The 12,858-nt window shown below is 41.5% G+C and carries 7 protein-coding genes, 2 tRNA genes and 4 rRNA genes; 10 read left to right on the top strand and 3 right to left on the bottom strand.

What is annotated here, in order from left to right:
• Positions 1-2: 2 nt before the first annotated feature.
• Entirely contained in the window at positions 3-995 is a 993-nt protein-coding gene (locus AC06G9_RS22255) for a sugar kinase (protein ID WP_045752113.1), read from the bottom strand.
• Positions 996-1,156: 161 nt separating this feature from the next.
• Between AC06G9_RS22255 and AC06G9_RS22250 the strand changes: the two genes are divergently transcribed.
• The 3 genes from AC06G9_RS22250 to uxaC are packed head-to-tail and all read left to right on the top strand — an operon-like array spanning position 1,157 to position 4,568.
• Positions 1,157-1,978 (top strand): SDR family oxidoreductase, encoded by an 822-nt coding sequence (locus AC06G9_RS22250; protein WP_045752114.1) that lies wholly within the window; start codon positions 1,157-1,159, stop codon positions 1,976-1,978.
• A 9-nt stretch (positions 1,979-1,987) separates the two neighbouring features.
• Complete coding sequence (gene uxuA, locus AC06G9_RS22245) at positions 1,988-3,148, top strand: mannonate dehydratase (RefSeq protein WP_480957261.1); 1,161 nt, start codon at positions 1,988-1,990, stop codon at positions 3,146-3,148.
• Between the two features lie 10 nt (positions 3,149-3,158).
• Positions 3,159-4,568, top strand: a complete 1,410-nt coding sequence (gene uxaC, locus AC06G9_RS22240; protein ID WP_248755153.1) for a glucuronate isomerase — start codon at positions 3,159-3,161, stop codon at positions 4,566-4,568.
• Between the two features lie 21 nt (positions 4,569-4,589).
• Here the strand turns inward: uxaC and AC06G9_RS22235 are convergent, their stop codons facing one another.
• The gene (locus tag AC06G9_RS22235) at positions 4,590-4,964 is read right to left on the bottom strand and encodes a substrate-binding domain-containing protein (RefSeq protein WP_480957260.1); all 375 of its coding nucleotides are present in this window, start codon (positions 4,962-4,964) and stop codon (positions 4,590-4,592) included.
• Complete coding sequence (locus AC06G9_RS22230; protein ID WP_480957259.1) at positions 4,888-5,616, bottom strand: LacI family DNA-binding transcriptional regulator; 729 nt, start codon at positions 5,614-5,616, stop codon at positions 4,888-4,890. Before AC06G9_RS22230 ends, AC06G9_RS22235 begins: the two co-directional genes overlap by 77 nt.
• Positions 5,617-6,238: 622 nt before the next feature.
• Here AC06G9_RS22230 and AC06G9_RS22225 point away from each other — a divergent pair.
• From AC06G9_RS22225 to AC06G9_RS22195, 7 genes are all read left to right on the top strand, one after another.
• Positions 6,239-7,768, top strand: a 16S ribosomal RNA gene (locus AC06G9_RS22225).
• 129 nt (positions 7,769-7,897) lie between these two features.
• Positions 7,898-7,974 (top strand) — tRNA-Ile (locus AC06G9_RS22220).
• Positions 7,975-7,983: 9 nt separating this feature from the next.
• A tRNA-Ala gene (locus AC06G9_RS22215) sits at positions 7,984-8,057 on the top strand.
• A gap of 224 nt (positions 8,058-8,281) precedes the next feature.
• Positions 8,282-11,170: ribosomal RNA gene (locus tag AC06G9_RS22210) — 23S ribosomal RNA — on the top strand.
• 110 nt (positions 11,171-11,280) lie between these two features.
• Positions 11,281-11,392, top strand: a 5S ribosomal RNA gene (gene rrf, locus AC06G9_RS22205).
• Between the two features lie 80 nt (positions 11,393-11,472).
• Positions 11,473-11,584 (top strand): 5S ribosomal RNA (rrf, locus tag AC06G9_RS22200).
• Together the 16S, 23S and 5S rRNA genes with 2 tRNA genes alongside form the textbook arrangement of a ribosomal RNA operon.
• Before the next feature lie 210 nt (positions 11,585-11,794).
• Positions 11,795-12,853, top strand: a complete 1,059-nt coding sequence (locus AC06G9_RS22195; protein ID WP_480957258.1) for an efflux RND transporter periplasmic adaptor subunit — start codon at positions 11,795-11,797, stop codon at positions 12,851-12,853.
• Positions 12,854-12,858 lie beyond the last annotated feature (5 nt).

Raw genomic sequence — 12,858 nt, 5'->3', positions numbered from 1 at the left:
AATTATGATAAGTTGATGAAATCACCTTTGTTGAACAGTTTTTTAAAGCCTAGTTGAGTGGCTGTGTCAATAATTTCTTGTGAAGATTTATTTTCATATATAGCTGCAATTAAGCCTGCCATAAACGCATCTCCACTACCAATTCGATCGATGAGGGTATTTGTTTCTAAGATATCGCTTATTTTATTTTCTGATGGATTGTGATAAGTACCATAGAATAAATTATGATTGGCATTATCCATAAATCGAAAAGTATTAGCAACGTGCTTACATTTCGGATATTTTTCAAATATCTCTTGAGCAACTACACGAGCATAATCGAAATATTGGTCCACTGATGTTGAACGGGAAAATTGATCATTGATCGATGTTCCAAGCATTTTATTTTCAGCCCAGATATTGCCCATAATCACATCGCAATATGAAACTAAATGTGGCATAATGTCAAGAGGTTGTTTTCCATACTGCCATAATCTACTTCTATAATTTAGATCAACGGATATGGTTATTTTCTTTTCATGTGCCATTTTTAATGCTGTTAACATGAGATCTGCTAATTCGCTGTTTAGTGCCGGCGTTAGGGCTGTCCAATGAAACCAGGAGCAGTCCTTAAATAGATCATCCCAATCGATATCACCAGCTTTTAAAGTGGAAAAAGAGGAATGATTTCGATCATATATTACTTCTCCACTGGTTAAACCATTTGCTGATTGTAAAATGTAAGAACCTAAACGTTCCCCTCCAAATATAAATTTGGAGGTATTGACATTACGTTGATTCAAGATGTTCAGTATTTCTTTAGTTAGCGCGTGCTCAGGTGCAGCTGACACATAAGCACTAGGAATCGATAATGATGCTAGAGCAACCGCTACATTGGCTTCAGAACCACCAGGATAAGCGTATACAACAGATTGGTCGGTATTAAAAAAATGTTGATCCTTTGCTTGCAGTCTATATAGAATCTCTCCAAAACAAAGGACTTTGTTATTATCCATAAGTTATAAGTTTATAGTTCTAAAGTAGTGTAAATAATTGTATTTATATAAGATTTATGCCCATAATTTCGAAAACGTTTTAGTAAATAAAGTTTTAAGGAAGTTTCTTTCATAATTAATTATTTCCTAAAATTGGTAACTTTAAATCTAACAATTATAAAATGGGGATATTGGATACATTTTCTTTAAGGAATCACGTCGTTGTGGTTACAGGTGCTACTGGTGTACTTGGGAAAGCTTTTGTAGATGCTTTAGCTGAAGCGGGTGCTAAGATTGCAGTACTTGGACGCAATACAGAAAAACTGCAAGAGCGGGTTGAAGCTATTGAAGCAAAAGGTGCTGAAGCTTTGGCGATACAAGTGGATGTGTTAAATGAGGAGGATGTGATAAGAGCCAAGGATGAAATATTGGCAAGATGGGGTACTATTAACGGTTTAGTAAATGCCGCTGGTGGTAATATTCCAGGCGCAACTATTCAACCAGATCAAAATCTTTTTGATCATGATGTTAAAGATACATTAAAAGCAATTGAGCTTAATTTATATGGTACAATTATACCGACACATATTTTTGGACGTGTGATTGCAGAATCGGGTAAAGGTTCTATTATTAATATTTCTTCTTTGGCTGCCAGTAGACCAATAACTAGAGTTTTAGGTTATACCGTTGCCAAACATGGTGTCGATGGATATACCAAATGGATGTCCGTTGAACTGGCTTTGCGTTATGGAGATAAAGTGCGCGTCAATGCGATCGCCCCTGGTGTCTTTTTAACGGAGCAAAATCGAAATTTATTAATGGATTCAAACGGTGCGTATTCTGATCGTGCTCAAAAGTTTATTAATGGAATGCCATTTCAAAGATTAGGGGAGCCAGATGAATTAAAAGGAACTTTAGTTTACCTCTTAAGTGATGCTTCGGCTTTAGTGACTGGTGAAACAATCTTTGTTGATGGTGGTTTTAATTCATGGTGTGGTGTTTAATAAATAGAGATGAATAAACTTGAACAAACTTGGAGATGGTATGGGCCGAATGATCCCGTTTCTTTAGTCGACATAAAACAGGCTGGTGCTACAGGTATTGTAACGGCATTACATCATATTCCACATGGTGAGATTTGGCCAGTAGCAGATATTTTAGAACGTAAAAGTGTGATTGAGGAGGCTGGATTAGTCTGGTCGGTTGTAGAGAGTCTTCCTGTTCATGAAGCAATAAAAACTGCGAATCAAGAGGCTGCATACTACATGCGCAATTACATTCAGTCACTGGAAAACCTGGCGAAATGTGGAATCCAAATTATAACCTACAATTTCATGCCGGTTTTAGATTGGACGAGGACACAATTAGATCTATTGATGAAGGATGGATCCAAAGCGTTATATTTTGATTGGATAGATCTAGCCGTATTTGATATTTATATTTTAAAGCGTGTGGATGCCAGAAGGGATTATTCGGATGAAATATTAGCCGGGGTGGAACGAAAATTTGCTTCGTATTCGCCATCTGATTTAAGCGCATTAACTCAAGTTGTTTTAATGGGAATTCCTGGAGAAAAAGATCTTACACTTGAAGATTTAAATAATAGCATTGCTATATATAGTGAGATTGGTCGGGAAGGTTTATTGCGCAATTTATTACATTTCTTATCGTCAATCGCTGAAGTTTGTGAAAGTAGCGGAATAAAAATGACCATTCATCCTGATGATCCTCCATATGCAATTTTAGGTCTTCCACGAATTGTGAGTAATCAATCCGACTTGGAGGCCATCTTGGCAGGTGTTAATAAGCCTTTTAATGGAGTGTGTTTTTGCACGGGATCTCTTGGTGCAAGCCAGTCAAATGATGTCGTATCGATATTGGACAGGGTTAAAGACCGAGTTTATTTCGCTCACCTAAGAAATGTGAAAAAGGATCGTATGGGCAGTTTCTATGAAGCAGATCATTTGGATGGAGATGTCAATATGCATGCTATTATGCAGATTTTGGCTGTTGAAAATCAGAAACGGATTCGACCAATTCCGTTTAGACCTGATCATGGTCACCAAATGTTTGATGATTTAAATAAAGTAACTAATCCAGGGTATTCTGCTATAGGACGCTTAAGAGGGCTTGCAGAGCTTCGAGGTTTAGAATATGGGATTTTAGGTGAATAAAAAGAGAAGCATGTCGAACTTTATTAATGATAACTTTATTTTGCAATCGGATATCGCGCAACAACTCTATCATAATTATGCTAAAGACCTTCCGATTATAGATTACCATAATCATCTTCCTCCTGATCAAATATGCAGTAACCACCAGTTTGAAAATTTGACCCAAATTTGGTTATATGGCGATCATTATAAATGGCGAGCAATGCGAACTTTGGGAATTGAGGAGAAATATATTACTGGACAAGCTTCAGATTTTGAGAAATTTCAAAAATGGTCAGAAGTAGTTCCTCAAACAGTGAGAAACCCTTTGTATCATTGGACGCATATGGAACTTAACAATCCATTTGGTATCCATGAATTGTTAAACCCGTCTAATGCAAAGGATATTTATGCGCAAACGAAAGAGCAGCTCAAAGGTGCTAACTTCAGTACACAAAATTTGCTGACTCGATTTAATGTGGAAATGGTGGGGACAACGGATGATCCCATTGATCATCTAATCTTTCATAAGACATTAAATGCAAACGATGACTTTAAGACAAAGGTTGTCCCGACGTTTCGTCCGGATCAAGTGTTTCAATTATCAAAAGGAGATAAATTTCGATCCTATCTTCAAAAATTGTCGGACAGTTCTGGTACCCAGATATACCACATCGATTCCTTGCTCGAAGCGCTAGAACAGCGGATCAATTATTTTGACGCTTTAGGCTGTGTAGCTTCCGATCATGGATTGAAATACTTGCCAAAGAAGGGTAGCTTTAAGTTGACAGAAGTAAATGCTGTGTTTGTCGATGTACTCCATGGAGATGATACAAGGGCTTTGGAGTTTGAAGATAGCTTTACTTTTTATGTTTTGAATGAATTGTGTAAAAAATATCATGATAAACAATGGGCGCAGCAATTCCACCTGGGACCGTTGCGTGATACAAATAGAGGAAAATTAGCTGTTTTGGGTGCTGATACGGGATATGATTCGATTGGAGACTTTAAGCAAGCGGAACGAATGGCAGATTTTTTTAATGATCTCGATACAACAGACCAGTTGGCAAAGACGATTATTTATAATATCAATCCTGCCGATAATGCTGTATTTGGTACCATGATCGGTAATTTTCAGGGAGAGGGTATAAGAGGAAAAATTCAATTTGGTTCAGGCTGGTGGTATCAAGATCAGCTGGATGGGATGACGCAACAAATCAATGCGCTTTCTAATTATGGCTTGATAAGTTGTTTTATAGGTATGCTGACAGATTCGAGAAGTTTCTTGTCTTATTCTAGACATGAATATTTTAGAAGGTTGCTCGCTAATATCTTTGCTGAAGATATTTTAAAAGGCTACTTACCTCATGATATTGATATGATCGGAAAAATTGTTGCTGATATCTCTTATTATAATGCTGCTGAATATTTTAAAAAGTAGTGTACTTAATTTGTTTTAAGATCAAGCCAAAAGGCTTGATCTTCTTATTTCTATTGTATTTTCCAATTCGATTGTTTCAAAATCAGTATAGTGCGGATGCTTGATTAGGTATATTAGTTTTTTCATGGCAGTATGACCGATTTCGCTAGCGGGTTGTTTAATTCTGCTTAATGCAGGGTTTAAAGAGTCTGGAATGGAAATATTGGAAAATCCAATTACGGCTATTTCTTCAGGAACTCTAATATTAAGTTCTGCTAATATTCCTAGTGTTCGCGTCGTGATGACATCGGTAGCTCCAAATATGGCATTTAATTTATGTTCAGCATTTAAAGTTTTTTGAATCGCACTTTTTATTTGTTTGTCCAGTATTTCCTGTATCTTGGATATTGCATTCAATAAAATAATAAGGTTTTAATGGAATTTCAAATTCTCGTAATGCTTCTTTATATCCATTAAGTCTATCTTTTGATACCCCCAGTTGATGTCCAGTAATATGAAGGATATTGGTGCGGCCTTGTTCTAATAGATGTTTAGTAGCTTGATATGCCCCATCAAAATTATTCACTCCAACTTTATCTGTTTTTAATTGATTGACGGTCCTATCGAAGATAACGACAGGTTTTTGATTCTCTTGCAATTCCTTTAATAGATTTATATTTGATGTTTCGCTTACAGGAGAGATTAAGAGTCCGTCGATACCTCTGGAGTTTAATACTTCAATGCAAGATTTTTCCACAAGTACATCTTCCCTACTCTGCATAATGATGATATCATAGCCCGTTTCTATTGAAGCCTTTTGAATCCCATCTAATATTTCAGCGATAAAGGTGTTGTTTATAGCACATACAATAACTCCAATGGTATTGGTTTTGCCAATTTTTAGACTTTGAGCCACTTTATTGACGCTAAAATTCATCTCAGCAGCATAGTCCTGAACCATCTTTTTGGTTTTTTCACTTATTTCGTAACTATCGGATAATGCTTTGGAGACCGTGGAGATTGAAATATTGAGTGCTTTAGAGATATCTTTGAGGGTAGTCTTGGCCATTGTGCTTACTATTTTGGTTATTATGTATAGATAAAGGTATTTATAAATCTGAGATTAACCTAAATATTGTATCAATAGGTGAGGTTCTTTTTAGCTAGGATCAATCATTTTTTATTGATTATATCTTTAACGATAAATTAATCGTTCAATGTTACAGCAAGTTAAAGATAATATGAACAAATAAGACAGAAAACATTAGGAAGTGAAGGATAAAAGTTCCTATCTTTGCACCACTCCGCAAGGGAGGAACGGCTGATCCGAGAGGGGAAGCACTGAAAAAAGAAGGGTTTAATTTAGTTTAAACGCAGAAACAGAAGGAAAACAAAAAAATAAATTTTCACATTTATTTTGGAGATACCAAAAAGATTTCTACCTTTGCAGTCCCAACGGAAACGAAGGGGGAACAAACAAGACCGATACCGGCGCAATGCCGACATCATATAAAGCCGAAGCGAGATGCGGGAGCGAAGAAAGTTCTTTAAAAATATAATCATGTAACGTAACGAGTAGTGTTGAGAAACAACGAAAGTTAAAAAAATCAACCTGTTCAATTTTAGAATTAGAAATAAAATACAAGACAATTCTATTTATTATAAATAGTCTTGATCTTACACTTCATTTTACAATGGAGAGTTTGATCCTGGCTCAGGATGAACGCTAGCGGCAGGCCTAATACATGCAAGTCGGACGGGATTCAGGGAGTAGCTTGCTACAAACTGATGAGAGTGGCGCACGGGTGCGTAACGCGTGAGCAACCTACCCATATCAGGGGGATAGCCTCTCGAAAGAGAGATTAACACCGCATAACATCATTTACCGGCATCGGATTATGATCAAATATTTATAGGATATGGATGGGCTCGCGTGACATTAGCTAGTTGGAGGGGTAACGGCCCACCAAGGCTACGATGTCTAGGGGCTCTGAGAGGAGAATCCCCCACACTGGTACTGAGACACGGACCAGACTCCTACGGGAGGCAGCAGTAAGGAATATTGGTCAATGGAGGGAACTCTGAACCAGCCATGCCGCGTGCAGGATGACTGCCCTATGGGTTGTAAACTGCTTTTGTCAGGGAATAAACCTTTCCACGTGTGGGAAGCTGAATGTACCTGAAGAATAAGGATCGGCTAACTCCGTGCCAGCAGCCGCGGTAATACGGAGGATCCAAGCGTTATCCGGATTTATTGGGTTTAAAGGGTGCGTAGGCGGTCCTATAAGTCAGTGGTGAAAGACGGCAGCTTAACTGTCGCAGTGCCTTTGATACTGTAGGACTTGAATCTATTTGAAGTGGGCGGAATAAGACAAGTAGCGGTGAAATGCATAGATATGTCTTAGAACTCCGATTGCGAAGGCAGCTCACTAAGTTAGTATTGACGCTGATGCACGAAAGCGTGGGGATCAAACAGGATTAGATACCCTGGTAGTCCACGCCCTAAACGATGATAACTCGATGTTTGCGATACACAGTAAGCGTCCAAGCGAAAGCGTTAAGTTATCCACCTGGGGAGTACGGTCGCAAGATTGAAACTCAAAGGAATTGACGGGGGCCCGCACAAGCGGAGGAGCATGTGGTTTAATTCGATGATACGCGAGGAACCTTACCCGGGCTTGAAAGTTAGTGAATGATCCAGAGACGGATCAGTCCTTCGGGACACGAAACTAGGTGCTGCATGGCTGTCGTCAGCTCGTGCCGTGAGGTGTTGGGTTAAGTCCCGCAACGAGCGCAACCCCTATGTTTAGTTGCCAGCACATTAAGGTGGGGACTCTAAACAGACTGCCAGCGTAAGCTGTGAGGAAGGTGGGGACGACGTCAAGTCATCATGGCCCTTACGTCCGGGGCTACACACGTGCTACAATGGATGGTACAGCGGGCAGCTACATAGCAATATGGTGCTAATCTCTAAAAGCCATTCACAGTTCGGATTGAGGTCTGCAACTCGACCTCATGAAGTTGGATTCGCTAGTAATCGCGTATCAGCAATGACGCGGTGAATACGTTCCCGGGCCTTGTACACACCGCCCGTCAAGCCATGAAAGTTGGGGGTACCTAAAGCATGTAACCGCAAGGAGCGTGTTAGGGTAAAACCGATAATTGGGGCTAAGTCGTAACAAGGTAGCCGTACCGGAAGGTGCGGCTGGAATACCTCCTTTCTAGAGCATTCAGGATTGAAGCTCGTTACGTACACACATGGTTTATATAAGAAACAAACAAGAGACAAAACATTTGAAGAAATGTGCCCATCCCTGATTGGATGGTCCAGAGAGATAGAAAGATAAGCTAGTCCCGTAGCTCAGTTGGTTAGAGCACTACACTGATAATGTAGGGGTCAGCAGTTCAAATCTGCTCGGGACTACCAAAAATACACGGGGAATTAGCTCAGCTGGCTAGAGCACCTGCCTTGCACGCAGGGGGTCATCGGTTCGACTCCGATATTCTCCACAGGTTTGCCCGGACGCTAAGATACTGCGTTCATATACAGGCATACAAAGAGTTCTTTGACATATTGAAAGAAAAAAAATTACAAGAGAAGACAACAGTAGAGACAATACTGTGGTGTGCCCGATGTATTATGAAGACCCTCGGTCAAGGCCGAACGGATTAATGCGTAGCATCATGGTTATATATCAAAAAGCAACCCATAGTAGCAAAAGGGCTATGAGGTGAAGAAAGTAAATAAGGGCACACGGGGGATGCCTAGGCTCTCAGAGGCGATGAAGGACGTGATAAGCTGCGATAAGCTTCGGGGATTAGCAAATGTGAGTTTGATCCGAAGATTTCCGAATGGGGCAACCTAGCATACTGAAGGTATGCTGTAAAATACGCGAACGCGCTGAACTGAAACATCTAAGTAGGCGTAGGAGAAGAAAATAATAATGATTTCCCAAGTAGTGGCGAGCGAACGGGAAAGAGCCCAAACCAACTTTGTTACGGCATGGTTGGGGTTGTAGGGCTGCAATGTGGCATTAGCAAACAGAAGTGGAATGGGATGGGAAGCCCAGCGATACACGGTGATAGCCCTGTACACGTATAGAATGCTAGCCTAGCAGTACCCTGAGTACCGCGGGGTCGGAGACGCCCTGTGGGAATCTGTCAGCACCATCTGATAAGGCTAAATACTCCTGAGAGACCGATAGTGAACTAGTACCGTGAGGGAAAGGTGAAAAGAACCTCGAACAGAGGAGTGAAAAGAACCTGAAACCGTGTGCTTACAAGCGGTCGGAGCTGGCAGGTCCAGTGACGGCGTGCCTTTTGCATAATGAGCCTACGAGTTACTCTTGTCTGGCAAGGTTAAGTGGTTCAGCCACGTATCCGAAGCGAAAGCGAGTCTTAATAGGGCGCATAGTCAGATGAGGTAGACGCGAAACCTTGTGATCTACCCTTGGGCAGGTTGAAGTTGCAGTAACATGTAATGGAGGACCGAACCGATAAACGTTGAAAAGTTTCCGGATGACCTGAGGGTAGGGGTGAAAGGCTAATCAAACTGGGAAATAGCTCGTACTCCCCGAAATGTTTTTAGGAACAGCGTCGGCATGGAGTCTTATAGAGGTAGAGCTACCGATTGGGTGCGGGGGAGTCAAATCCTACCAAATCCAGACGAACTCCGAATGCTATAAGATATGGCCGGCAGTGAGGCTTTGGGTGCTAAGGTCCAAGGCCGAGAGGGAAAGAACCCAGACCATCAGCTAAGGTCCCTAAATATACGCTAAGTTGAACTAACGAGGTCCGATTGCCTAGACAGCTAGGATGTTGGCTTGGAAGCAGCCATTCATTTAAAGAGTGCGTAACAGCTCACTAGTCGAGCGATCGGGCGTGGATAATAAACGGGCATCAAGTGTATTACCGAAGCTATGGATTCATACTGAAATATGTATGTCTGGTAGGGGAGCATTCTATTTACGGCGAAGCGGTCTGGTAATGGGCCGTGGAGTGGATAGAAAAGCAAATGTAGGCATAAGTAACGATAAGGCGGGTGAGAAACCCGCCCACCGAAAGACTAAGGTTTCCTGATCAACGCTAATCGGATCAGGGTTAGTCGGGGCCTAAGGCGCATCCGAAGGGAGTAAGCCGATGGACAACTGGTTAATATTCCAGTACTTTTTATAACTGCGATGTGGTGACGGAGTAGTGACACTGCCGCGAACTGACGGAATAGTTCGTTGAAAGGCGTAGGTATAGGGACGGTAGGCAAATCCGCCGACCCTGCTGAAACCCAATAGTACAGCAAAGCTTCGGCGGCGCTGATAGAGCAGGTAAACAGACTTCCAAGAAAACCCGCTAAGCTTCAGGTTATAAAAACCCGTACCGTAAACCGACACAGGTAGTCGAGGAGAGAATCCTAAGGTGCTCGAGTGAATCATGGCTAAGGAACTCGGCAAAATGGCCCTGTAACTTCGGGAGAAGGGGCGCTTCCTCCAGCAATGGAGAAGCCGCAGTGAAAAGGCCCAGGCGACTGTTTAACAAAAACATATGGCTTTGCAAAATCGAAAGATGAGGTATAAGGCCTGACACCTGCCCGGTGCTGGAAGGTTAAGAGGGGATGTCATCGCAAGAGAAGCATTGAATCGAAGCCCCAGTAAACGGCGGCCGTAACTATAACGGTCCTAAGGTAGCGAAATTCCTTGTCGGGTAAGTTCCGACCTGCACGAATGGTGTAACGATCTGGGCGCTGTCTCAGCCATGAGCTCGGTGAAATTGTGGTATCGGTGAAGACGCCGATTACCCGCAACGGGACGGAAAGACCCCATGCACCTTCACTATAGCTTAACATTGGAATTGGGTACAGGATGTGTAGGATAGGCGGGAGATGTTGAAGTGGCTTCGCCAGGAGTCATGGAATCAACCTTGAAATACCGCCCTTTCTGTATTCGGTTTCTAACTCGGTCATGCCGAGGACATTGTTTGGTGGGTAGTTTGACTGGGGTGGTCGCCTCCAAAAAGGTAACGGAGGCTTTCAAAGGTAAGCTCAGTACGCTTGGTAACCGTACGCGGAGTGCAATGGCATAAGCTTGCTTGACTGTGAGACCAACAAGTCGAACAGGGTCGAAAGACGGACATAGTGATCCGGTGGTTCTGTATGGAAGGGCCATCGCTCAAAGGATAAAAGGTACGCTGGGGATAACAGGCTGATCTCCCCCAAGAGCTCATATCGACGGGGAGGTTTGGCACCTCGATGTCGGCTCGTCACATCCTGGGGCTGGAGAAGGTCCCAAGGGTTGGGCTGTTCGCCCATTAAAGTGGCACGCGAGCTGGGTTCAGAACGTCGCGAGACAGTTCGGTCCCTATCTGTTGTGGGCGTTGGAAGTTTGAGTGGATCTGTCCTTAGTACGAGAGGACCGGGATGGACTGACCGCTGGTAAACCAGTTATGCCGCCAGGTGTACGGCTGGGTAGCTACGTCGGGAATAGATAAGCGCTGAAAGCATCTAAGTGCGAAACTAGCCACGAGATGAGACTTCCTTATAGGGCCGTAGTAGACTACTACGTTGATAGGTTGCAGGTGTAAAGGTAGAGATATCATAGCTGAGCAATACTAATCACCCGAAGCTTTCTCAAGCAACGCAGACACTGTTGTCTTCCTCTTTTAGTTTTTCTTTCAATTGTCTATAGATTAGTGTGTTGGATGGGATATTGTATATTTCATTTTTATGACTAATAAAAACATTTTAGGTGCCTATATCGGCGGTGTCTACCTCTTCCCATTCCGAACAGAGCAGTCAAGCCCGCCAGAGCCGATGGTATTGCCGTAACAGGTGGGAGAGTAGGTCGGTGCCTTTTTTTATACAAATAGCCTTGTTGAAAGGCTATTTGCTTTTAAATCTGATTTGTTTATATCAACATTGTTGATTCAAAATATTTTAGGTGTCTATATCGGCGGTGTCTACCTCTTCCCATTCCGAACAGAGCAGTCAAGCCCGCCAGAGCCGATGGTATTGCCGTAACAGGTGGGAGAGTAGGTCGATGCCTTTTTTTATACGAAACCACTAGCACATAATGCTAGTGGTTTTTTGTTTTATTACACTTTTCTGAACGGTAATCTAAACCATATCTTTTATAATAATCATATTTATTCTGTTATTATCATAACAATATTACGAAAATCTACTTTTTTAGTCGTTTAATTTTTATAAACTTGAATATTGAAATGCATTTACGCATTTTGACATGCTATACTCGATTATGAAAATTAAATATATTGTCATTGCGCTATTAGTACTTGTATTTGGATACTTGATTTGGCAACGAATTGCGACCAATAAGGAAAAGGAGGCTACTCCTAATGCAGGAAAAGGAAAGACAGGTGATATGGCTGTATATGGTACAGTTATCTTTGCTGAATCATTTGCTGATAACCTTAATCTTACAGGAACAATAGAACCGGATGAACAGGTTGAGATTCGCTCGGAAGTTTCGGGTCTGATCGATCAATTGAATTTTTCTGAGGGTAGTCGCGTCAATAAGGGGGCTGTATTGGTCAAGATTGTAGCGGCTGATTTATTGGCGCAACTGGAACAGGCTAAAACGAGGACTCAATTGACATCTGAAAATGAAAGAAGAGCAAAATTGTTATTAGAGAAAGAGGCGATCAGCCAAGAAGAGTATGATATCGCTAGTGCTGATTATAGAACAGCAAAGTCTCAAATAGCTTTTATTGAAGCTCAGTTATCTAAAACCTATATTCGTGCTCCTTTTTCTGGTACAATCGGTCTAAGATCAGTATCGAAAGGGGCATATATCACACCAACATCTCCAATTGCAAAACTGGTCAAATCTGACCGTGTTAAACTTTCTTTTGCTATTCCAGAAAAGTATGTGAATAGAGTGTCTGTAGGTCAACGAATTTCTTTTAAAATTCCGGAATCTAAGGAAACTTTTGATGCTAAAGTTTTTGCAATAGATCCATCTGTTGATTTAACGACTAGAACTTTATTGATCAAAGCTATCGCGGAAAATACACATAATAAATTTGTACCTGGTGTATTTGTGAATGTTATATTGCCACTGGAAAGTATTGACGATGCATTAATGGTTCCGTCGGAAGCCTTGATACCGATCCAGAATGGTAAAAAAGTTTTTGTTGTCAAAGAGGGTAAAGCAAGAGAAGTGATTGTCGAGACGGGAGGAAGAACTAAGGATAAGGTGAATGTGTTGTCGGGTTTAATGAACGGTGACACTGTTTTGACTACAGGAGTAATGTCGCTTAAGAACGATGTTAAAGTGAAGGTTACATTACGTTAGTTGTT

Source organism: Sphingobacterium sp. MAE, from assembly GCF_056711605.1.
This window is presented reverse-complemented; position numbering and strand designations above follow the sequence as displayed.

Excerpts from the sequence above, each read along its gene's own strand:
- AC06G9_RS22255 (WP_045752113.1), bottom strand. The coding sequence starts at position 995 with ATGGATAATAACAAAGTCCTTTGTTTTGGAGAGATTCTATATAGACTG.
- AC06G9_RS22250 (WP_045752114.1), top strand. The coding sequence starts at position 1,157 with ATGGGGATATTGGATACATTTTCTTTAAGGAATCACGTCGTTGTGGTT.
- uxuA (WP_480957261.1), top strand. The coding sequence starts at position 1,988 with ATGAATAAACTTGAACAAACTTGGAGATGGTATGGGCCGAATGATCCC.
- uxaC (WP_248755153.1), top strand. The coding sequence starts at position 3,159 with ATGTCGAACTTTATTAATGATAACTTTATTTTGCAATCGGATATCGCG.
- AC06G9_RS22230 (WP_480957259.1), bottom strand. The coding sequence starts at position 5,616 with ATGGCCAAGACTACCCTCAAAGATATCTCTAAAGCACTCAATATTTCA.
- AC06G9_RS22195 (WP_480957258.1), top strand. The coding sequence starts at position 11,795 with ATGAAAATTAAATATATTGTCATTGCGCTATTAGTACTTGTATTTGGA.